19 protein-coding genes are annotated in these 20,802 nt (G+C 72.6%); 9 read left to right on the top strand and 10 right to left on the bottom strand.

Features of this window, described 5'->3' with window-relative positions:
* Window positions 1-169 precede the first annotated feature (169 nt).
* Window positions 170-841: a class I SAM-dependent methyltransferase gene (locus tag ACGF3I_RS08160; protein ID WP_393129803.1), complete on the top strand. Its 672-nt coding sequence runs from the start codon at window positions 170-172 to the stop codon at window positions 839-841.
* Between the two features lie 300 nt (window positions 842-1,141).
* Here the strand turns inward: ACGF3I_RS08160 and ACGF3I_RS08165 are convergent, their stop codons facing one another.
* On the bottom strand, window positions 1,142-3,139 hold the full coding sequence (locus ACGF3I_RS08165) for a putative Ig domain-containing protein (RefSeq protein WP_393129804.1): 1,998 nt from the start codon (window positions 3,137-3,139) through the stop codon (window positions 1,142-1,144).
* A 718-nt stretch (window positions 3,140-3,857) separates the two neighbouring features.
* On the opposite strand from ACGF3I_RS08165, the gene ACGF3I_RS08170 reads away from it, so the two are divergent.
* Complete coding sequence (locus ACGF3I_RS08170; RefSeq protein WP_393129805.1) at window positions 3,858-4,682, top strand: TrmB family transcriptional regulator; 825 nt, start codon at window positions 3,858-3,860, stop codon at window positions 4,680-4,682.
* Window positions 4,683-4,774: 92 nt separating this feature from the next.
* Here the strand turns inward: ACGF3I_RS08170 and ACGF3I_RS08175 are convergent, their stop codons facing one another.
* Both ACGF3I_RS08175 and ACGF3I_RS08180 read right to left on the bottom strand, forming a co-directional pair.
* Window positions 4,775-5,185, bottom strand: a complete 411-nt coding sequence (locus ACGF3I_RS08175) for a hypothetical protein (protein WP_393129806.1) — start codon at window positions 5,183-5,185, stop codon at window positions 4,775-4,777.
* Entirely contained in the window at window positions 5,185-6,336 is a 1,152-nt protein-coding gene (locus ACGF3I_RS08180; RefSeq protein WP_393129807.1) for a molybdopterin-dependent oxidoreductase, read from the bottom strand. The genes ACGF3I_RS08175 and ACGF3I_RS08180 overlap by 1 nt, the downstream gene beginning before the upstream one ends.
* Before the next feature lie 301 nt (window positions 6,337-6,637).
* Between ACGF3I_RS08180 and ACGF3I_RS08185 the strand changes: the two genes are divergently transcribed.
* From ACGF3I_RS08185 to ACGF3I_RS08195, 3 genes are all read left to right on the top strand, one after another.
* Entirely contained in the window at window positions 6,638-7,027 is a 390-nt protein-coding gene (locus tag ACGF3I_RS08185; protein WP_393129808.1) for a VOC family protein, read from the top strand.
* Between the two features lie 100 nt (window positions 7,028-7,127).
* Window positions 7,128-8,645 carry a glycosyltransferase family 87 protein gene (locus ACGF3I_RS08190; RefSeq protein WP_393129809.1) on the top strand — a complete coding sequence of 506 codons (1,518 nt, stop codon included), beginning with the start codon at window positions 7,128-7,130 and terminating at the stop codon, window positions 8,643-8,645.
* A 3-nt stretch (window positions 8,646-8,648) separates the two neighbouring features.
* Window positions 8,649-9,461, top strand: coding sequence for a helix-turn-helix domain-containing protein (locus ACGF3I_RS08195; protein WP_393129810.1), 813 nt, complete (start codon window positions 8,649-8,651; stop codon window positions 9,459-9,461).
* Here ACGF3I_RS08195 and ACGF3I_RS08200 read toward each other — a convergent pair.
* Window positions 9,451-9,828: a nuclear transport factor 2 family protein gene (locus tag ACGF3I_RS08200; RefSeq protein WP_393129811.1), complete on the bottom strand. Its 378-nt coding sequence runs from the start codon at window positions 9,826-9,828 to the stop codon at window positions 9,451-9,453. The two genes, ACGF3I_RS08195 and ACGF3I_RS08200, sit on opposite strands and share 11 nt — an antisense overlap.
* A gap of 555 nt (window positions 9,829-10,383) precedes the next feature.
* Here ACGF3I_RS08200 and ACGF3I_RS08205 point away from each other — a divergent pair.
* Together ACGF3I_RS08205 and ACGF3I_RS08210 are read left to right on the top strand one after the other, a co-directional pair.
* Complete coding sequence (locus ACGF3I_RS08205; RefSeq protein ID WP_393130197.1) at window positions 10,384-10,962, top strand: histone deacetylase; 579 nt, start codon at window positions 10,384-10,386, stop codon at window positions 10,960-10,962.
* A 188-nt stretch (window positions 10,963-11,150) separates the two neighbouring features.
* On the top strand, window positions 11,151-12,143 hold the full coding sequence (locus tag ACGF3I_RS08210) for a glycoside hydrolase family 6 protein (RefSeq protein ID WP_393129812.1): 993 nt from the start codon (window positions 11,151-11,153) through the stop codon (window positions 12,141-12,143).
* A gap of 212 nt (window positions 12,144-12,355) precedes the next feature.
* Here ACGF3I_RS08210 and ACGF3I_RS08215 read toward each other — a convergent pair whose 3' ends face one another.
* The 6 genes from ACGF3I_RS08215 to ACGF3I_RS08240 form a co-directional block, all read right to left on the bottom strand.
* On the bottom strand, window positions 12,356-12,589 hold the full coding sequence (locus tag ACGF3I_RS08215) for a hypothetical protein (protein WP_393129813.1): 234 nt from the start codon (window positions 12,587-12,589) through the stop codon (window positions 12,356-12,358).
* A 68-nt stretch (window positions 12,590-12,657) separates the two neighbouring features.
* A complete protein-coding gene (locus tag ACGF3I_RS08220) occupies window positions 12,658-12,993 on the bottom strand; it encodes a hypothetical protein (protein ID WP_393129814.1) in 336 nt (111 codons plus the stop codon).
* A gap of 248 nt (window positions 12,994-13,241) precedes the next feature.
* Entirely contained in the window at window positions 13,242-13,436 is a 195-nt protein-coding gene (locus ACGF3I_RS08225; protein WP_393129815.1) for an antitoxin, read from the bottom strand.
* 266 nt (window positions 13,437-13,702) lie between these two features.
* Window positions 13,703-15,331, bottom strand: a complete 1,629-nt coding sequence (locus tag ACGF3I_RS08230; protein ID WP_393129816.1) for a DUF2993 domain-containing protein — start codon at window positions 15,329-15,331, stop codon at window positions 13,703-13,705.
* 272 nt (window positions 15,332-15,603) lie between these two features.
* A complete protein-coding gene (locus ACGF3I_RS08235; protein ID WP_393129817.1) occupies window positions 15,604-16,950 on the bottom strand; it encodes an amino acid permease in 1,347 nt (448 codons plus the stop codon).
* A 69-nt stretch (window positions 16,951-17,019) separates the two neighbouring features.
* Entirely contained in the window at window positions 17,020-19,155 is a 2,136-nt protein-coding gene (locus tag ACGF3I_RS08240) for a hypothetical protein (protein ID WP_393130198.1), read from the bottom strand.
* A 200-nt stretch (window positions 19,156-19,355) separates the two neighbouring features.
* On the opposite strand from ACGF3I_RS08240, the gene ACGF3I_RS08245 reads away from it, so the two are divergent.
* The gene (locus tag ACGF3I_RS08245) at window positions 19,356-20,126 is read left to right on the top strand and encodes an MBL fold metallo-hydrolase (RefSeq protein ID WP_393129818.1); all 771 of its coding nucleotides are present in this window, start codon (window positions 19,356-19,358) and stop codon (window positions 20,124-20,126) included.
* Complete coding sequence (locus ACGF3I_RS08250) at window positions 20,123-20,773, top strand: DedA family protein (protein ID WP_393129819.1); 651 nt, start codon at window positions 20,123-20,125, stop codon at window positions 20,771-20,773. Before ACGF3I_RS08245 ends, ACGF3I_RS08250 begins: the two co-directional genes overlap by 4 nt.
* The last annotated feature ends 29 nt before the right edge of the window (window positions 20,774-20,802 follow it).

Here is a 20,802-nt window from a genome sequence, read left to right on the forward strand (position 1 = left end):
AGTGCGCAGTGCCCGAGCACCGCGAGACCGCGTACGCGCCGGCCGGGCGCCCAAGGATCGGGAACCCCGCACCCCCGCCCGTCACTCCGGCCTCACCGGCGACCGACGCCGAGCCGACGACGGCGGTGCGGGCCGATGCCTCCGTAGCCCACGCGACCGGGCCGGACACATGGTGAGAGCGCTCTCAGCCACGACGACCGCGGCGCCCGCCGCCTGGCACGCCGACCCCTACACCGACGCCCTGCGCTCCGGTCGCGGCCCGCTGTTCCTGCGCAGGTCCGACGGCTGGCTGCTGCCGCTGGAGGTGGAACGCTGGTGTGCCGAGCCGGACTTGGCGGACCGCACGGTGCTGCGCCGCTGCCGGGGCGCCGTTCTGGACATCGGCTGCGGGCCCGGGCGCCTGGTGGCCGCGCTCGCCGCCGACGGGGTCGCGGCGCTCGGGGTGGATGTGAGCCCCGAAGCCGTGCGCCACACCCGTGCCTGGGGTGGCAGCGCACTGTGCCGCTCGGTCTTCGACCGGCTGCCCGGCGAAGGACGCTGGGACACCGCGCTCCTCGTGGACGGCAATGTGGGCATCGGCGGCGACCCGGCCAAGCTGCTCGCCCGCGTGGCACAACTCGTCGTCCCCCAGGGCCTGTTGCTGGTGGAGGCCGCTCCGTACGAGATCGACGAGCGGATCCGGGTGCGGGTCGCGGACGCGCGAGGCGCGGCGGGGAGCGACTTCGCCTGGGCCAGGCTCGGCACCAACGCACTCCTGGCGTGCGCCCGTCCGCTCGGCTGGCAGCCCGCGGGACGCTGGACCGCGGCGGGCCGGCCGTTCCTCGCCCTGCGGCGCGATTAGGGACATCGGACACCGTGCGGGGCCCATTCGGCTCCGGACCGCACGAGAAGGCGGGTGGAGGAAACCTCCGCCCCGCCTTTCGTGTGCCCGAGTGCCTCCTGTCGGACTGCTTGCTGTCGGAGTGCTTCCTGTCGGAGTGCCTGCTGTCCGAATGCCTCCTGCCCGAACGCCTCCTGTCCGAGTCATCTTGTCCGAGTGCCTCGCGTCGGAGCATTCGCGTACGCGGTCCGCGCGCGCCGCCCCGCCGTCACCCCGCCGTCACCGCGGCGTCAACGTAGCTCCAGCGCACGGGACTTGCGGTCAGCTGACGTTCAGTGCCGTGTCGTCGATGACGAACGACGTGGCCAGGCTGGAGTCTTCGACCCCGTTGAACTTGAGGGTCACGGTCTGTCCCGCGTACGAGGAGAGGTCGAAGGACTTCTGCGCGAAGCCGGTGTTCTTGTTCAGGTTCGAGTAGCTCGCCAGGGTGCTCGAACCGGCCGTCACCGTCAGCTTGTCGTAGGCGGTGGAGCCGGTCGTCTCCTTGGTGTCGATGTGCAGGTAGTAGCTGAGGGTCGCGTGGCAGCCGGCCGGGATGGTCACCGTCTGGGACAGCGAGTCGGTGTGCGTGGTGCCGTAGCCGTCGAGCCAGGCCTTCCAGGAGCCGGAGTGCGCGGCCTCACCGCTGGAGTTGTCGATGACGCCGGTGGTCGCGGACCACGGGGCCGCGCTGCCGCTCTCGAAGCCCGCGTTGCCGAGGAGTTGGGCCGGGGTGCAGCCGCCGCCCGAGGTGGTGACGGTCCAGGTGAAGGACGTCGAGCCGGTCGCGTTGGTGGTGTCCTTGGCGGTCACCGTGACGTTGGAGCTGCCGGCCGCGGTCGGTGTGCCGGAGATGAGTCCGGTCGTGGCGTTGATGGAGAGGCCGGCCGGGAGGCCGGTGGCGCTGTAGGTCAGCGACTGGCCGCTGTCGGAGTCGGTGGCGTGGATCTGGACCGAGACGGCGGTGTTGACCTGCGTCGACTGGTTGCCCGGGTTGGTCACCGAGACGGTGTTCCCGGTGCTGGTGCCGCCGGTGAAGGCCGCGGTGCCGTTCGGGGTGCCGAGCCCGGTCGGGCCGTCGTAGCCGGCCGCCGCCTTGCACAGGTACGCCGGGCTGCAGCTGCCGTTGGCGCCGGAGGTGACATCGTTCAGGGACGAGGTGTGGGCGTACGGGTAGGACGCCGGGTTGGTGCCGGCGGCGGGGGTGCCGGCGAGCGCGTACACGCTGGCGATGATGGGTGACGAGGCGCTGGTGCCGCCGTACACGTTCCATCCGCTGGCCTGGTAACTGTCGTACACGGCAAGGCCGGTGGCCGGGTCGGCGACCGCGGAGACGTCCGCGACGGTGCGCTTGGCGCAGCCGGTGTCGTGCTGCCAGGACGGCTTCGGGTCGTAGGCCGAGCAGCCGGAGCCCGCGCCCTCACCGCCGGAGCTGGAGCCCCAGACCGACTCGGACCAGCCGCGGGAGTTGCCGGCGCGGTTGAGCGAGGTGCCGCCGACGGAGGTCACGTACTGGGAGGCGGCGGGGTACTCGACGCCGTAGCCGCTGTCGCCGGAGGAAACGGTGATGGCGACGCCCGGGTGGTTGAAGTAGGAGGCGTCGGAGCTCGGGTCGGTCGAGTCCTCGCTACCGCCGTAGCTGTTGGAGACGTATTTGGCGCCCATCGTGACCGCGCGGTTCACGGACGCGCCGAGGTCCTCCATGGACGCGGAGTTCGCCTCGACGAGCAGGATGTGACACTGCGGGCAGACGGCGCTGACCATGTCGACGTCGAGCGATATCTCACCGGCCCAACCCGAGTCGGCCGTCGGGTAGTTGGTGCCGCCGTTCTGGTCGACCTTCTTGAAGCAGCCGTTCGCGGTGGTGCAGGCGGGCAGGCCGTACTGCGAGCGGTAGGTGGCGAGGTCCGACTCGGCGCTCGGGTCGTCCTGGGCGTCGACGATGGCGACGGTGGTACCGGCGCCCGCGTTCGACGGCAGGGCGTACGCACTCTGCAGGTCGGTCGGGCCGTAGCCGGACGGGGCGGCGTTCGGGGAGATTCCGAGGTGGTGCTGGACGTCGGTACGGGCCAGGGCCAGGCAGGACATCATGCCGGCCTCGGCGGGCTGGGCGCACAGCCGTTGGACGTTGGCGGGCTGGGCGGCGGCGCTCGGGGTGGCGGCCGCCACGGACGGGGCGACGGCGATGAGTCCACCGGTCACCAGGGCTGCCGCGGACAGTGCGGCGGTGGCGGCCCGGCGGGTGAGGCCGGGGAGGCCGAAGGGTCTCTTCGAGTACAAGTGACTGCCCTCCATGGGGGGTTGATGTGCCGGAGCAGGCCGAGCCACGGCGTGGCGGTGTGCCGTGCCGTGTCGCGCCCTGACGTTCCGTGGCGCGGTGTGCCCGAAGAACGCTCGCGTTCCTGTCCGGCCAGGTGGGTATGGCCGGTGTGCGGGACGGATCCGGCGTGTGCAGCGGTGTGGGTGTGTCCGCCGGCCGACCGTGGGAGCGCGGTCTGGGGTCGGCGGCTCGTGCGCGGTCACCGATCGCCACTGACCGTGCCGTGGTCGACCGGAGGTGAGCGTGCGGTGCGCTCGATGGTGGGTGTGCGGCACTTACGGGGTGCTTGCGTGCTTGCGTGCTTGCGGTGTGTCGGGCACGTCCGGCCCGGTGGACACGGCGGGGTCGACCACGCGGACGCGGCGTGGCCTGGACGCATCGCCCCGGCACGTCGGCCGGAACGGTGCATGACAGTGACGCTTCGCGAAGCTGCCACCCGGTCAAGTGGTGGCAGGGATGAAGGTAGCGACGGGCGCCATGGGCGACAACAGCGTTAGGCAAGCCCCAGGCAAAGCCTTGCCCTCGAAAGGGGTTGGATCACCCGGAGCCCCAACAGGCGGCGCTGCAACGGGCCTTGAGGCACGCGGGTGTACTTGGACCCGTACGCACGGGTGTACCTGTATACGGTGGCGGGCAGCCAGTCGGGAACGACGTTCACGGAGCCGGACGGGGATGCGCATGGAGCCGGATGAGGGGTCCGTCAACGACCTTGTGGAGCTGGGGCTTTCCCGCTACGAGGCCCGGGTCTACCTGGCCCTCGTCAGGCGCGACTCGTATACGGCCGCCCAGGTGGCGCGGGAGGCCGAGGTCCCGCGGCAGCGCATCTACGACGTGCTCGACGGACTCGTACGGTCCCAGTTGGCGGTGGCGCACCGGGGCCGGGTCGCCACCTTCACGGCGGTGGCGCCGGAGCTCGCGCTCACGCGCCTGATGAACCGTCAGCGCGAGTCTCTGGAGCGCCTGGAGAAGGTGTCCACCGGTCTGACGGCGATGCTCCTTCCGCTCTGGTCGGACGGGCGCGCCCACACCGACCCCCTCGACTACATCGAGGTGCTGCGCGACCCGCGGCAGATCGCCGAGCGCTTCGCCGACATCCAGGACCAGGCCGAGTCGGAGCTGCTGACCTTCTGCATGCCCCCCTTCGTCGCCCCGGCCGCCAACACGAGCGGGATCAAGGCGACTCGGCGGCTGCGTCGCGACAAGGGCACCGTACGGGCCGTGTACACGCGGGACGCGCTGGCCGACGACGAGGTCCTGGAGAACGTCCGGCGCTTCGCCGAGGCGGGTGAGGAGGCGCGGTTCGCCCAGCGCCTTCCGCTCAAACTCGTCATCGCGGACGCCTCGTTGGTGCTGTGCGACATGCCCGACCCGGTCGCGGGGACGGGCTCCACGACCGCCCTGTACATCGAGCACCCAGCACTCGCCGCCTGTCTGCGGCTCGCGTTCCAGAGCGTGTGGGAGGGGGCGTCGCCCATGGGTGCGGTGGGCGGCCGGGAGCGCTGAGAGCGCTCTCGGCCGCTTGTCCGTGGATGTCCCCCCGGACGGTACGTCGCGGGCGCCCTGTGCGCGCCGACGGGCCTGGCCTGCGGGCGCCCTCAACCCCTCAGCTCGTCAGGGCGGTTACGCCGCCCCCGCCCCCAGCGCGCCGCGCCGATCACCACCGCGAGGGCGGCCACCACCGCGAGGGAGATCAGCAGTCCGCGGACGTAGTCCAGCGGTAGGACCGAGGGGTTGGCCGTCGGGAGCGGGCGGAGCAGTACGGGGAGCGCGATCAGCACGAGGCAGCCGGCGGTCAGGAGCGTGCCGCGCACCAGCCCCCGGCTCCGGGCACTCAGGCCGCCCAGCAGCAACCCTACGGCCAGGACCAGCGGAGCGATCACTCCGTCGTGCAGGACGACGGCGCCCGCCAGCCAGATCAGCACGTCCCAGTGCGTCGTCTGGTCCCAGATCAGCAGCCCGCCGAACGCCATCAGCGCGAGCCCCGCCGCGCCCAGCACCGTACGCATCACAGCACCTCCAGCCGGGTGACCCATTTGGTCTGCAGGACGCCGGGGCGGTTCGGCGCGATGATGCGGGCCGGATAGCCGTGGTCCGCCGTCAGGGTCTGCCCGTTGAGCTTCAGAGCGAGCAGGGTGAGGGGGTCGTGGGCGTATGCGCGGCCCATCTCCATGACGCGGTAGGCGCCGTACCGCTCCAGGGACACCACCCGGACCCGCGCGTCCAGGGGTGCGCCGGCCCGGCGCAGCAGGTCGGTCATGCGGACGCCCGTCCAGTGGGCGGACTTGCTCCAGCCCTCGACGCAGGCGATGGGCAGCACGGACTCGTGCTGGGTGAGGGCGGCCAGCTCGGCGAGCGTGAGGGTGTACGGGCGCGGGCCCTGCACCTCCAACCGGTAGGCCAGGGCGTCGACTTGTACGACGCCGGCCGCTCTCGCGGTCCGGTTGACCGGGAGTCCCTCGGGGCCGTGGTCGGGGTGGCGCGGGGCGAGTACGTCGAAGGCCTTGAGCGGGGTGAAGGACTGGCCGACGGTCGTCAGGGTGACCGCGCCGACGGCGGCCGCCACTCCGGTCAGGAGCGAGCGCCGGTCGGGCCCGTCCGCGACGGGCAGCGCCGCCGACGCGGGCGACGCACGGCTCCAATGCGCCCTGATCTGCGGGTACTTGACGGCCACGTGCAGCAGCAGCGCCCCGGCGAGGAGCCACGCCACCGCGAAGTGCACCGGCACGAAGGAGAACGGCCAGGGGTACCACTGCACGGTGTTGAGGAGTCCGGTGGCGAGTTCGAAGACCGCCCCCGCCACGAGGACGGCGACCGAGACGCGCTCCAGCGCGTGCCGTACGGAGCGCACCGGCGGCCAGGCGAACAGGCGGGGGTACACCGCCCACAGCTTGGCGAGCAGCAGCGGGATCGCGGCGATACCGCTCGCCACGTGCAGACCCTGGGTGAGCCGGTACCCCCACGCGGGTCTGCTGGGCAGCTCGTCGGTCAGCCAGGCCGGCGGGTGCTGGAGGTAGTGGCTGATCAGTCCGGTGCCGAAGCAGACCGCGATGGCGGCGCCCAGCCAGCGGCCGATCGAGGTCGCGGTGCGGGCGTCGTGCAGTCTGCCCCGGAAGGCGGGTGGCCGCACCGCGGGGAGTCGTCGCTTCATGACTCCCATCCCACCCCGGGCGGGGCGCGATGCGGGCGTCCCGACACCTTACGGTTCACGAACGCCCCCGTTCGGCCCGCTCCGCCCGGGGCCTGGCGGTTCACGAACGCCCCGTTCGGCCGCACCGCCAGGGGCCCGGCGGGTTCGCGAACGCCCCGCTCGATCCGCCCCGCCGGGCGCACGCGATGGCTCGATCGACACCGTGACAGCGGCACGCACCTCTGGTTACGATCTTCGGGCAGCATCGCGTGTCGGTCACCGGCCGGGTGAGACATGGAGGTGCTGAGATGCCTGTTGGAGGCATTCCGCTGTGTCAGTCCAGTTGAATCACACGATCATTTTCTCGCACGACAAGAGAGTTTCCGCCGAATTCCTGGCGGAGATCCTGGGCCTTGAGGTCGGAAAGCAATGGGGACCCTTCATCCCCGTCTCGACCAGCAACGGAGTCACTCTCGACTTCGCGACGGTGCCCGAGGGGACCGAGATCACGCCGCAGCATTACGCGTTTCTGGTTTCGGAAGAGGAATTCGACGCGGCTTTCGGCCGGGTCAAGGCGATGAACCTCCCCTTCTACGCCGATCCGCATCAGCAGCACCCGAATGAGATCAACCACAACGACGGCGGACGCGGGGTGTATTTCCCGGATCCGGCCGGACACGGGATGGAACTCCTGACCGTTCCGTACGGCGGCTGGAAGTAGCCCGCCGGGCCGCCCCCGTACGCCCGGCGGAACCTTACGGTTCGCGGACGGCGGGGGCGGCCTGCCGTGCATCGCGGCCCGGAGCTGCGAGGCTCGCGGGGTGACCCATGCACCTGCCGTACGCACCGTCGCCCTGCTCGCCGCGCTCACCGCCGTGCTCGCCCTGACCGTCCTCCACGACGGTTACTTCAGCGACCCGGGCGGGCTCTCCTGGTGGTACGCCGCTTCCTGGCTGCTGTTCGCCGCCGCCGCGTGGTCGGTGCGCAAGGTGCCGGTCCGCCGCCAGGCGGCCCTGATCGTGGCCGGTGGCATCGCGGTCGCCGCGACCGGACTGCTCGCGCCCCCGCGCACCAGCACCGACTCCTACCGCTACGCCTGGGACGGCCGCGTGCAGGCCGCCGGCATCTCCCCGTACGACCACGCTCCGGCCGACCGCGAGCTGACCGGCCTGCGCGACCCCTGGCTTTTCCCGACCGACCCCGCGCAGTGCGCGCTGCCCGGCCTCGCCCCGGTGGACGGGGGCTGCACTCGCCTCAACAGGCCCTCGGTGCACACCATTTACCCGCCCGTGGCCGAGGTCTCGTACCTCCTGGTGGACGAGATCGCTCCCGCCTCCGCCCGCATCAAGCCCTTGCAGATCGGCGGCGCGCTGTGCGCGGTGGGCACCACCCTGGTCCTGCTGCGCGTCCTGCGGCGCCGGCGACCGGACGGCCGACCGGGCCGGGTCTCCGGCGCCGCTTACTGGGCCTGGTGCCCTGCTGTCCCCGTCGAGGCCGTCAACAACGCCCATGTCGACGTGCTGGCAGCCCTGTTGACGGTGGCGGGTCTTGGCGTGCTGGCGGTTCGGGACGGAGTCGAGGTTGGGGCCGGGGACGGGAGCGGCGGCGGTTCGGGGGGCGTCCGGCGGGCGGAGTGGCGGCGCATCGGGCTGGGTGGGGTGCTGCCGGAATGGGGGCGCGTCGTGCTCGGCGGGGTGCTGATCGGGGCGGGGGTCGCGGTCAAGATGCTGCCGGCCGTGGTGCTGCCCGCGGTGCTGCGGCGGCGTCCGGTGACCGTGCTGCTCTCGACGGCGGGGGTGGTCGCGCTCTCCTACCTCCCGTACGTCCTCATCTCGCACTCCTCCGTGTTCGGCTACCTCGGCGGGTACACCGAGGAGGAGGGGTACGACGATCCGGCCGACGGGGGTCAGTTCGCGCTGCTGCGCCTGGTGGTGCCCGCCTCGTGGTCGCTGCCCCTGACGTGTGCCGCGCTGCTCGCCGTGACGGGATACGTGATGTGGCGGGGCAAGCCCGAACGCCCGTGGTCCGGAGCGCTGTTGCTCCTCGGCTGGGCCTTCCTGCTGCTCACTCCCGGGTACTCGTGGTACGCCCTGCTCCTGGTCGCCCTGGTGGCGCTGGACGGGCGCTGGGAGTGGCTCGCCGTCGCGGCGGCCGGTGCGGCCACCTATGTGACACACCGGGCGGCGCCGGACTTCCCCGTAGCGCTGACGGCGTACGAGGTCGCGGCCGGAGCGGTCCTGGCGGGCTGGCTGCTGCGCCGACGGGGCCGCGGAGGCGGGCGTATGGAGCGGGGCACCAGCCGCGGGGAAGCGCTCTCAACGGAGCGGGTTAATGTCTGACGTATGACAACTGCCGCACTGGAAACGGGAGTCGGGCCGCTGCTGCGCGGCTGGCGTGAGCAGCGCAGGATCAGCCAGCTGGAACTGGCTCTGCGCGCCGACTCGTCGGCCCGGCACATCAGTTTCATCGAGACCGGCAGGTCCCGGCCGAGCGAGGAGATGGTGCTGCGCCTCGCCGAGCACCTGGACGTGCCGGTCCGCGAGCGCAACGCGCTGCTGCTGGCCGCCGGTTACGCCCCGCACTATGCGCAGACCTCGCTCGACGACCCGTCCATGAACGCGCTCCGCGAGGGGATGGAACGCCTGCTCAGGGCCTACGACCCGTACCCCGCGCTGATGCTGGACGCCACGTACACCGTGCTCGCCGCCAATCGTGGCATCGGGATGCTGCTCGACGGCGTGGCCGCGCATCTGCTGGCGCCGCCGGTGAACGCGATGCGCCTCACCCTTCACCCCGAGGGCCTCGCCCCGCGCATCCGCAACCTGGCGCAGTGGCGCGGGCACCTCCTGGAGCAGATGGAACGGCAGATCGCCCTGCTCCGCAGCGAGCCGCTGCGCGAGCTGTACGAGGAGGTCGCCGCCCACCCGGTGCCGTCAGCCACGGAGGCCGTGGACGCCGGTGAGCAGGACCACGCGCCGTCATTCCCCTTCGCGCTGCCGTTGCGCATCGAGCACGCGGGCACCGTCCTGTCCTTCATTTCGACCATCACGACGTTCAACACGCCGATGGACGTCACCGTCTCCGAGCTGGCCATCGAGACCTTCCTGCCGGCGGATTCGGCGACGGCGACGTACCTTCAGTCGTTCATGCCGTAGCCGGTACGCGGTCGAGGAACCCGGCGACGGACCGGATCCGGCCGTCCTCTGAGAGCGCGATCACGTCGAATCCCACGACGGGCGCGGAGCCGTCGGCCACCGACACCAGCTCCCACCCGAAGCGGACGATGTCGTGGTGCCCGTCGATCGCGCCGAGCGGCCGGAAGGCGAACCCCGGGAACTGCGCGTGCGCACCGGCTATGACGGCGGCGACCCCTTCGTGTCCCGCCACGTCCGCGAGCGGGTCGGTGTAGGTGCCGTCCTCGGTCCAGGCGGCGGCCACGGCCTTGGCGATGTCGTCGGCGGACTCGGCGTTCCAGGCCTCGAAGTAGCGGGCGACGGCGGTTTCGTAGCGGTTCTCGGACATGGGAATCAGCCTCCATGAAGTACGTTCGTCCTGCTTTGACTGGTGTTCTGCTCGGGACCGGTGTCCTGCTCGGGGCCGGTGCCGTGCTCGGGACCGGTGCCCTGGTTGGAGCGGTGCTCTGGTTGGAGCGGTGCTCTGGTTGGAGCGGAATTCTGGTTGGAGCGGTGTCCTGCTCGGGCCGGTCGGGGATCCGGGACCCGGCCGGAGTGCGCCGCCCGGGTCCCGATGTCCTCGACTCTGCCGGGCGGCGGCTCCGAGGTCGATTACTCCTGAGGTAAGGGCCCGGTGCCCGGTGCCGACCCGCACGACCGGCCCGTTGGGCTCCCAGCGGGTGCGGATCGGGTTCGACGTGCGGATCGGGTTCGACGGACGACGTGACGAGGTGACGAGGTGACGAGGTGACGGCGTGACGACGGAGGTGCTGCGATGAACGACGGCACACACGGCGGAAGTTGGGACCATGCACACTCACAGGACGGCGCCGGCCCCGCGGGCCGCCCCAACCACGTGGGCCCTGCGGACGGGCTGATCTGGTACGCCTCGTACGGCTCCAACATGCACCTCGACCGGCTCGCCCACTACATCGCGGGCGGACGCCCGGCCGGGGCGGCCCGGGTGTACCCGGGGTGCCGAGACCGGCGGTTGCCAGTGCGCTCCGTGCCGGTTGAGCTCCCGGGAGCGCTCTATTTCGCGACCCGGTCCCCGGTGTGGCGCGGCGGCCGCGCCTTCTACGACCCGGAGGCGGACGGGCGGGTACTCGCCCGGGCCCACCTCGTGACGGTGGGCCAGTTCGCCGACATCGCGGCGCAGGAGATGTACCGGGATCCCGGATCGGACCTCGACCTCTCCGAGGTACTGGGCACCGGGCGGTCCGTCCTGGGTGAGGGGCGGTACGAGACGCTGGTGCGCACCGGTCTGCTCGATGGCCGGCCGGTGCTCACGTTCACTGCTCCCTGGCGCATGGCCGACGTCGACTGGACGGCGCCCTCGGCCGCCTACCTCCGGCACCTGGCCGCGGGCCTCCTGGAGGCGGGGGCCTGGGACGTCCACGCGGTGACGGCGTATCTGGCTGCCTGCCCGGGCACGGCCGGCCTGTGGACCGAGCGGGCCGTCGCCCACCTGCTGGCGGGCTGAGGGCCCGTCGGCCCGTCGGGATGGAGCGCTCTCAAGTGGCCACGCAGGGCGGGCCGCCGGGGTCCGCGGCGCGGTGCTGCCGTTGCGCCGGACGGCCCTCGGCCCGCGCGCCCGGAACGTCCCGGGTGTCAGGATCTCCGCAGTCGGCAGGTTCCGCACTACCGGAGACTCATGTCCGTTGGAGACTCATGTCCGTCTGGTCACGCTCTCGCATCCGTTGCTGTCTCGCGACGCTCGCCGCCACCCTCTCCCTCGGCTTCGCCGCGCCGGGGGCGTTGCCGGGGCCGGGTGCCGGTGAGCCGTATCCGGGCCCGTACTGGGTGAACCCGGAATCTCCGGCGGCCCGGCAGGTGACGGAGTGGCGGCAGGCGGGCCGGGACGCCGACGCGGCGCTGATCGAACGGATCTCGCTGCGGCCCCAGGCGGCCTGGCCGCATCCCGAGGGCGTCGAGCAGGAGGTGCGCGGCCTCACGAGCAGCGCCGCCGGCGCCGGCCGCATCCCGGTGCTCGTCGCGTACAACATTCCCCACCGCGACTGCGGCGGCGACTCGCGGGGCGGCGCCGAGGACGCGGGCGCCTACCGCACGTGGGTCGACGCCTTCGCGCGCGGGATCGGCGGGCGCCCCGCCGTCGTGATCGTCGAACCCGACGCCGTGGCGCACCTGGTGAGCGGCTGTCCCGCGGCGCCGGGGTCCGAGCGCCTCTCGCTTCTCGCTTACGCGGTGCGGCAGTTGAAGCAGGGGCCCGCGACGAAGGTGTATCTGGACGCCGGGCACTCCGGCTGGATCACCGACCAGTCCACACTCCTGGAGCCGCTGCGGGATGCCGGTGTCGGGCAGGCGGACGGCTTCTCGCTCAACGTCTCCTCGTTCCAGACCAACGCCTCCAGCGTGGAGTACGGACACCGGCTCTCGGCCTCGCTCGGCGGCAAGCACTTCGTCGTCGACACCAGCCGCAACGGCAACGGCCCCTACACCGGCCCCGGCGACGACACCTGGTGCAACCCGCCTGGTCGCGCTCTCGGGATCCCGCCCACGGCGGAGACCGGCGACGCGCTGGTGGATGCCTACCTGTGGATCAAGCGCCCCGGCGAGTCGGACGGCACCTGCCGGGGCGGGCCCGGCGCGGGCCGCTGGTGGCCGGAGTACGCACTGGGGCTGGCCCGCGCCGCGCGGGCATAAGGGGCGGGGGGTGAGGGACGCTGGGGAAGGAACAGGGGCGATGCGGGGCGGGGGCCTTGGTGGCGTCCAGGGCGGTGGTGAGGGGCGAGGGAGCGAGGGGGGTCTGAGAGCGCTCTCAGGCCCCCCTTCGATGCTCTCGGGCGCTCCCCGAACACCCCTCACCGTCCTCGATCCGGCCGGGCCCGCAGGACTGCCGCTGCCCCGCCGCGTGCCTAGCGGTTCGGCCGGGCGGCTCCCGGGCGATCCGCGCGGGCGCGGCCGGGCCTGAAGTCGTGGCCGGTGGTGCTCAGGTCGTCAGGGTGGGGGCGGCGGCGCTGGGCTTCGGCGGGCGCGGGCTCCCCGTCCGGCTCGGGTGCTCCTTCGGGGGCGGTGGTTCCGAGGGGACGGATGCGCGCGGCCTCGGCGCGGATCATGGCGTTGAGCGCCGTGAAGGGGTCGATGGGCATGACTGAACCACCTTGCTGTGTGCGTGAGTTGGCTGTTCGACTGTCCGACCTGGTTCCGTACGGAACGGTCAGCAGCGCAGCACCACACAGCGGGCGCCGGTCTCCCCCGCGGGCCGGCGGGCTTCGTCATGGAGGGTGCGGGTGGTCGGGACGGACTCGTGCCGCGCGGTGTCGGCGACCACGGGGCGGTCCGGTCGCGTGATGCGGCGGGGCTGTACGGGGAGTACGGCGTCGGCGGCGTCGGGAGTGCTCTCGTTCGACGGTTCCGGGACGATCGACACCTCGGCCGCACCCACCGTCCGCCCCTCGCAGGCCTGCGCGCCGGGCACCGCCCCGAACAGCGCGCCGAGCACCACCAGCACCACGAGGGTGCGGCGCAGGCAGGCGAGGAAAGCGGACGGCACGAGGTCAGCTCTGCCCGCCCGTGCCGGTGACGTGCACCGATCCGCACAGATCCGCTCTACCGGGTGACTCCCCTTGACGTATTGCCCCCCGGGCACATGACGCATCGACCCCCATGGTGCGCCGCCGCCGACCCGGCAGCGCCGGGAACCTGGGCCCCCACCGGGGACGTACCTACACGCCCGCGCCGCCCCCGACCGGGTCCGGTGGGACCGTCGGGGGCGGTGGCGAGATCAAGGAGCCGCTGGCGTCAGCTCGGCGGCGGCGGGTCCTGCGGCCGGTTGCTGCCCAGCTGGTCGTTGATCTTCTGCTGGGCCGTGTCGACCTGGCTCTGGTACTTGTTGCCCGTCCTGGAGTCGAAGGCGTCGCCCGCCTTCTCGACGCCCTGGCGCGCCTGGTCCGGGTGACCCTTGATCATTTCCTTGAGCTTGTCGAGCATCGACATATTTGCCTCCTTGCGGATGCTGGCCATCCCAGCATCCGCGCATTCGTCGGGGTTCGCACCCGCAGGGGCGTCCGCCGTGGGGGCGGGCGGAGGCATGGCGGCACGGGGCCCCATGGGCGGCTGCCGTCCGGGCCCGCCCGCGTGCGCCCCACACCCGGGCCCGGCACCCAGTCGTGCCGAGCCGCTCGACCGCCCCGCAGGAGAGCGCGAACCATGGCGGCCGCCCAGGCGGCAGGAGAGCGCGACCAATGGCGGGCGCCCAGGCGCTAGCCGCCCTTGCCGACGGTGAGGTCGGCGCCCGAGACGGACGCCACGATGCCGTTCTCCTCGACGCGCACGTCCCGCAGGTGCAGCTCTTGGGCGGCCTTGGGGAGCGTGAACGAGAAGGACAGGCGGTCGGAGAGCTCCGGGGGCCGCATCGCGAGCAGGCCGGCGACGAGCTTGGGGTCGATGCCGACCTTGGACAACAGCCAGGGGTGGTCCACGACGACGTCGACCAGATTGACGTGGGTGAGTTGCTCCGCGAAACGGGGTGTGCCCACGATTTCGTGAAGCTTGTCCTCGTTCCGCAGGGCCAGTTGGACGTCCTTGTCGGGCACGCCCAGCCGCTTCACCACGGCCGGCACCGAAAGGAGCGCTTTCACCCGGGCGGTGTCGCGGCTGATCAGGGCCGCGGTCTCGGGGTGCAGGGTGAGGCCCCTGTTGCGACCGGGGCGGTAGACCGCGATGCCGGGCATGTCGAGACTCATGCCGTCGATGTCCGTGGACAGGCCGCGGTCGCCGACCAGCCGAAGTTGGGCTTCCGCGCTGACGCGCAGTTCCTGCCCGGCGATGGTCAGCTTGCCGTCCGCGCCGACCGAGTTGGCGCTGCGACGGCTGAACTTGACCTGGGATGCCGCGAGTTCGCGGTTCATGTCGTCGAATGAGAGCGCGACCTGGCCGTTGAGCCGGTCGATCACCGCACCGCGGATGTCGCTGGGAAGGTCTCCCGTCAGCTCAATGTCGTGCGCGCTCGCCTGCACCTTCGCGAGCGAGACGCGATCGGCGGGCACGTGGGGCACGGTGACGTCAACGCGCTCCAGGCGCTTGTCCAGGACCTGCGTAAGGAACGGGAAGCCGTGGATGTCGACCTCCGGCGCGGCCTCCAGGTGAAGCTCGGACTTGAGCGTCTGCTCGGCCTTCTTCTCCGCGTACATCGCGGCGCAGCGGTCACCCAGAACGAGGAACCCCGCACCCACTGAGAGCGCGATCAGCAGCTTGGCCGTGCGCGGGACGGCGGCCACCAGGCTGCTGCGGCGGCGCCGGCCGCGCCGGGTACGCCGGTTGCCGTCTGCGCGGCGCCGGGGCGGCGGCGGCAGGGGCGAGAAGAAGTCGTCGCCGGGGTGCGCGTTCGTGGCGTGCGAGGGGTGGGGGTGCCGCGGATCGCCTCTGAGAGCGCTTCCAGGCGCAGCCCCGTCCGGAGCGCCGCCGGACCGCACGCCGCCGAGAGCGCTCTCAGACGCAGCCCCGTCCCGGGCGCTGCCGGACCGCGCGCCGCTGAGAGCGCTCCCAAGCGCAGCTCCGCCCGGAGCGCCGCCGAACCGTGCACCGCCGAGAGCGCTCTCGGGCGCCACCTCGGGCATCCCGTCGGGCGCGAGTCCGCGGTAGGGCGACTCCTCGTCGACCTGGCGGAGCCGCTGCTCGTCGTACTGGTCGGACCACTGCTGGTCGGCCCGGTCGGACTGCTGGTCGGCCCCTTCGGGCCACTGCGAATCAGGCTGCTCGGGCCACTGCTCTTCGGCTCGGCGGGGGTACGGCTCGTCGGCCGCCAGGGGGTACGGCTCGGGGTCGGCCAGTGCGGCCAGTTCGTCATAGGGGTTGCGATAGTGGGGACGTATGCGTGTGGGGGTTCGCATCAGCTCATCCCACCACACATGATCCACTTGTCCGCAACCGCCGTAGCCGGTACGTCCGTTATGCCCCGGGACCCGGGGGCCGTGGCGCTCCCCTGGGGGCGGCGGGGTGGCGAACAACACGTCGGCGCCGGTCTGCCCGTCGCGCGTCGGCCGCTCCGGCCGTCGCACGTCCACCGGTCGCCCCGTCGGCGAGTCAATTCATCGGCCGGCCGGCATCGCGATCGGCCGACGCGGCGGTCGGCCGATGATCAGTCGGTGGGCCGGTCGGCGGGTCAGTCGGCCGACCGGGCCTCGCCGCGATGCCTGCGCGCCGCCATCCACGCGTACACGAGCACACCCGCGAAGAGGAACAGGACCCCCTGGTAGACGGCCTCGTAACCGGAGCCCGCCACCAGCCACATCGAGAAGCCGAAGGCGAGCACGGCGAGGACCGCGTCGCGCACCAGGCGCGAGGGCTGAACGCGCTCTCCCTGGCCGCTGGCGAGGAAGTAGATCTGGGCGGCGCTCGACAGGAGGTAGGGGACGGTGGCCGTGAAGGTGGTCACCAGGACGAGGATCTCGAAGACGCCCTTGGATCCCGCGGTGTAGTTGTAGACCGTCAGGAGCGAGGCGAGGACCGCGGTGACCAGGACGCCGACGGTCGGGACACCGCGCCGCTTCACACCGAACACCTGGGGAAACAGGCCGTCCTTGGCGGCGGCGTAGGGAGTCTGGGCGCTGAGCAGGGTCCAGCCGTTGAGGGCCCCGACCATGGAGACGAGGGCGGCGAGCGCGACCGCCGTGCCGCCCCAGGAGCCGCCGAACATGGCGTTCACGGCGTCCGTGAACGGCGCGGTGGAGTCGACGAGCCTGTCGTGCGGGACCGTACCGAAGACGGAGAGCGTTCCCAGGAGGTAGATCACGGCGGCGCCCAGCGTGCCCAGAATGGTGGCGCGGCCGACGTTGCGGCGCGGGTCACGGACCTCGCCGGCGCTGACGGCGGCCGACTCCACGCCGAGGTAACTGAAGAGCAGGATGGCGGCGGACGCGGAGATCGCGCCGAGTCCGGACTGGCCGCCCGTCCGGAAGGGGCCGAGGTTGGCCGGGTCGAAGAAGAACAGGCCGCCCACGGCGACCAGGAGCAGCGGAGCGAACTTCATTACGGTGGCGACGAGTTGGACCGCGCCGACGTACCGGGTGCCCGCGAGGTTGGCGAGTGCCGGGAGCCACTGGAGCAGCAGGGCCGCGGTGATCGTCGCGGCCTTGGACCCGTGGACGGGTATGAGGACGTCGAGGTAGCCGACGGCGGCGACGGCGAGCGCGGCGTTGGAGACCCAGGTGGTGATCCAGTACGACCAGGCGGCGAGGAACCCGGCGAAGTCGCCGAAGGCCGCGCGGGCGTAGACGTAGGGACCGCCGGTCTGCGGGTGGCGTTCGGCGAGCCGGCCGAAGACGAGCGCGAGCGCGATGGCGCCCGCGGTCAGCACCGCGAACGCGACGAGGCTGATGGTGCCGAAGGGGGCGACGGAGGCCGGCAGCAGGAAGATCCCTCCGCCGATGATGTTGCCCATGACCAGGGCGGTCGCGACCGGCAGGCCGAATTGCCGGGCGTGCTTGCTCTGGGCTTCTTGCGTGGTCATGGCGGGGTGGCAGGCCTCTCGTGCGGGACAAACCTGACCATGGTCGGGCACGGGGGGCGGGCCGCCAAATCAGCAGGTTTTGTCCTGTGTGGCCCCGCCGGCAACCGGAAATGATCCTTCCGCTTGTGCGGTCGGCGGTGGATTCTCCATGGCGCCCGGCACCGGCACCTCTCGCTCGGCCGGGACGCCGGCCTGGACGTCAACCGGGAGGTCGGCGGGCATGTCCGCGGAGGCGTTGAGCCGGACGTCGGAGGGGATCGGGACCTGCGGCCCCTGGTCCTCGCGCAGCCAGCGGCGCAGCACGTGGTGGACCTGTTCCGCGCCGACGAGTTCTCCGCCGTCCGGCACGGGTTCGCTGAGGTCGAGGGGCGACAGCAGGAAGGGGTGGGACTGCTCGCCGCCGAGGCCGCCGTGCGAGCCGATCTGCTCCTCGAAGGCGTGCACTTCGCCCGTGCTCGGGTCGTACATCGAGTTGACCATGATGTCGGCGGTGTGCGGGAAGGTGTCGGTGCGGCGCACCGCGTCGGCGGCGCCGCGCCCGAACCCCTTCAACGGACCTTCGCCGTCGGTGAGTTGAGCCAGCGGCACCTCGCTTCCGGCCGGTCCGAGCACCACCGCCCCGTGTTCCTGGCTGCGGACGAGGAGGAACCCGATGCCCGGGTGGCCGGCGAGGGTGGGCAGCAGCGCGGGGTGGCGGCGGTCGATCTGCTCGCGGGTCATGCGGCCCTCGGCGTCGGGGAAGGAGATCAGGCCGAGGTTGCCGGAGGCGAGCACGACGGGGTCGGACTCGGGGCCGGGACGGTGCTCCTCGCCCTCCTCGACCGGCCGGTGGAGCGCCACCCGTACCGCGTACCGGGCCTCCGCGCCGCTGCGGGTGCGGCGGGCCCTGCGGGGCACGGGCAGCCCGCAGCCGGCCCGTACGAGGTCCTTGAGAGTCAGCCCGAAAGCGCTCTCAAAGGTCTCTCCCGGGCTCTGGCCGTGGTCGGAGAGAAGCACGATGCGGTAGGGGCGCGGGGCCTGTGCAGCGGCGCCGGCGATCAGTGCGAGCGAGCGGTCCAGGCGTCCGAGCACGTGGTCGGTGTCCGAGCCGCGCGGTCCTGAGTGGTGGGCGACCTCGTCGTAGGCGACGAGGTCGGCGTAGACGGCGGTGCGCCCGGCGAGCAGGTCGCCCATGACGGCGGCGACGACCACGTCCCGCTCGACGACCGTGGCGAAGGCGCGGATGAGCGGGTAGAGGCCGCCGCGGCCGACGCGCGGAGTCGCCTTGCGCAGCCGGGCCCGGGTCGACTGGGCGATCTCGCGGCCGACCTCGGCGACGAACGAGCCGGCGGTGCGCACCGCGTTGGCCGGGTCGGAGAAGTAGGCGAAGTATCCGGCGCGAGAGCGGTTGCGGCGGCCCCGGCGGGCGGCCGCCGTCAGGACGAGCGCCACCTGGTCGGCGCCGCCGGAGAAGAGGTTGCCGCGGCTCGCGCCGTCGAGAGTGAGCAGTCCGCCGTCGCCGGTGCGCTCGACGGCCCGGCGCTGCAGTTCGACGGCGGAGGCGGGCCGGTTGGAGACCATCACCTCGCCGCTCTCCTTCTCGTACCAGCGGAAGGCCGGCACGTCGAAGGTGGAGCCGTGCAGGATGCCGAGCTGGCTCGCGCCGGTCTGGCTCGACCAGTCGGTGCGCCACGGGGTGAGGCGGTGGGTGGCGCGGAGCCACCCCGCGACGGTCGGCATGAGGCCGCTGTCGACAGCACGGCGCAGGACGTGTTCACCGACGCCGTCGAGCTGGAGGAACACGATGCCGGGCGGCTGCGGCACCGGCCCGCCGTCGCGCCGGCGTCTGCGGCGGTCGGCGAGCCGGGACAGCCGGCGGCGGTAGGCGTCGTCGTCACGGACGGCGAGGGCGGTCGAGGTCGCCGAGGCCACCGCCGACATGGCGGCGGCGACGATCACCGCGGTCTCGGGTTCGGCCGCGCCGTGACCGCTCGGGATGAGACGGAGCGCGACCAGGAGCAGCGAGCCGTTGAGGAAGAACACCAGGAGGCCGAGCACGAGAGCGGGTACGAGCAGGAACGCCCGCACCACGAGCGGCCACACCAAAGCACTGAGCAGTCCGAACGCGCCCGCGCCCCAGGCGGCGGTCAGCGCGACCCGGGTGATGCCGGCGCCGCTGTCGGAGGTGAGCTTGAAATCGGGCAGGACCCCGGCGAGCAGCATCATGGTGAGCGTCGAGACGACCCACACCACGATCACCCGGAGCAGGGCGCTGCCCGCTTTTCTCCATCGCCCCACGCCACACGCCTTCCGCCTCGCCTGTTCGCGCCCCACCTTGCCACGGCCGCCGCGCCCGTCGTACGCGGGGACTTAGGCTCGTCGTCACAGCGGGCGCCGAGCGGGCGCCGCACGAACGAGAGGGTGTCGTGTCGGTGGAGGTCACCTGGTGGGGTCATGCCACCTGCACGATCGAGGATTCCGGGGTGCGGCTGCTCACCGATCCGCTCTTCGCGCGCCGCCTCGCGCATCTGCGCCGGCGCCGGGGAGCGCTTCCAGCACCCGGGGCGGCCGTCGCGGACGCGGTACTCGTCTCGCATCTGCACGCCGACCATCTGCACCTGCCCTCGCTCGCCAGGACCGGCCCGGACACGCGGCTGATCGTTCCGGCCGGCGCGGCACGCTCCGTGCCGGGGCTCAGGCGCCTGCGGGCGCGGATCACCGAGGTGCGGGCCGGGGACACCGTCCGGGTCGGGGAGGTGCGGGTACGGGTCGTGCCCGCGCGCCACGACGGGCGAAGGCTGCCGCTGGGCCCGCACCGCTCCCCCGCGCTCGGTTACGTCGTCGAGGGTGCGGCCAGGACGTACTTCGCCGGCGACACCGGGCTGTTCGACGACATGGCGGACGCGGTCGGGCCGGTGGACGTGGCGCTGTTGCCGGTCGGCGGCTGGGGTCCGCACCTGGGCCCGGGGCACCTCGACGCGGGGCGCGCCGCCGAAGCGCTGGCCGCGCTGGGAGCGCTCTCAGCGGTGCCGGTGCACTACGGGACGTACTGGCCGATCGGCATGGACGGGGTGCGGCCGCACGAGTTCCACGCGCCGGGCGAGGAGTTCGTACGGCACGCGGCCCGGCTGGCCCCGAAGGCGGCGGTTCACCGGCTCGCGCACGGTGAGAGCGTGCGCATCGAGGCCACCCGGTGAGCGCGGACCGACTGCTCGCGCTCACCGCCACGGTGACGCCCGAGACGACCCAGCAGGCGGCCGGCTATCCGACGCTGTTCGTCCTGGTCGCGCTCGGGTCCCTGGTGCCGGTGGTGCCGACCGGCGCGCTGGTTTCGACCGCGGCGGTGGTGGCCTTCCACCAGACCGCCTGGTTCTCGCTGCTGCTCGTGTTCGTGGTGGGCGCCCTGGGCGCGTTCCTCGGCGACGTCGCGCTGTACTGGCTCGGACAGCGCGGGGTGCACTCGAAGAACGGATCACGCCTGCTCGCCAGGCTGCGGGGCCGGGCCGCGCCGGAACACCTGGAGCAGGCCCAGCGCAAGCTCGCCGATCACGGCGTGGTCGTCCTGGTCCTGTCCCGCCTGGTGCCGGCCGGGCGGATCCCGGTGATGCTGGCGTGCCTGCTCGGCGAGATGCCGCTGCGCGCGTTCGTCCGCGGGGACGTTCCGGCGTGCCTCGCCTGGGCGGGCGCGTACGGCTTGATCGGCATTCTCGGCGGCTCCCTCTTCGACGAGCCGTGGAAGGGCGTGGTGGTGGCGGTGGGCCTGACCCTCCTGATCAGTGGCGCTCCGGCGGGGTGGCGACGTCTGCGGCGGGGGCGGGGGCGGGTCACGCCTGAGCAGGGGTGACGGTCCGGACTGCCGGGCGGGGGCGGGTC

The organism is Streptomyces sp. NPDC048111 (assembly GCF_043202815.1).
Classification (GTDB): Bacteria; Actinomycetota; Actinomycetes; order Streptomycetales; family Streptomycetaceae; genus Streptomyces.

Coding starts and splice junctions, on each gene's coding strand:
- ACGF3I_RS08210 (WP_393129812.1), top strand. CDS start 11,151: ATGTCCGTCTGGTCACGCTCTCGCATCCGTTGCTGTCTCGCGACGCTC.
- ACGF3I_RS08200 (WP_393129811.1), bottom strand. CDS start 9,828: ATGTCCGAGAACCGCTACGAAACCGCCGTCGCCCGCTACTTCGAGGCC.
- ACGF3I_RS08170 (WP_393129805.1), top strand. CDS start 3,858: ATGGAGCCGGATGAGGGGTCCGTCAACGACCTTGTGGAGCTGGGGCTT.
- ACGF3I_RS08240 (WP_393130198.1), bottom strand. CDS start 19,155: ATGATGCTGCTCGCCGGGGTCCTGCCCGATTTCAAGCTCACCTCCGAC.
- ACGF3I_RS08180 (WP_393129807.1), bottom strand. CDS start 6,336: ATGGGAGTCATGAAGCGACGACTCCCCGCGGTGCGGCCACCCGCCTTC.
- ACGF3I_RS08205 (WP_393130197.1), top strand. CDS start 10,384: ATGCACCTCGACCGGCTCGCCCACTACATCGCGGGCGGACGCCCGGCC.
- ACGF3I_RS08195 (WP_393129810.1), top strand. CDS start 8,649: ATGACAACTGCCGCACTGGAAACGGGAGTCGGGCCGCTGCTGCGCGGC.
- ACGF3I_RS08225 (WP_393129815.1), bottom strand. CDS start 13,436: ATGTCGATGCTCGACAAGCTCAAGGAAATGATCAAGGGTCACCCGGAC.
- ACGF3I_RS08235 (WP_393129817.1), bottom strand. CDS start 16,950: ATGACCACGCAAGAAGCCCAGAGCAAGCACGCCCGGCAATTCGGCCTG.
- ACGF3I_RS08175 (WP_393129806.1), bottom strand. CDS start 5,185: ATGCGTACGGTGCTGGGCGCGGCGGGGCTCGCGCTGATGGCGTTCGGC.
- ACGF3I_RS08160 (WP_393129803.1), top strand. CDS start 170: ATGGTGAGAGCGCTCTCAGCCACGACGACCGCGGCGCCCGCCGCCTGG.
- ACGF3I_RS08215 (WP_393129813.1), bottom strand. CDS start 12,589: ATGCCCATCGACCCCTTCACGGCGCTCAACGCCATGATCCGCGCCGAG.
- ACGF3I_RS08230 (WP_393129816.1), bottom strand. CDS start 15,331: ATGCGAACCCCCACACGCATACGTCCCCACTATCGCAACCCCTATGAC.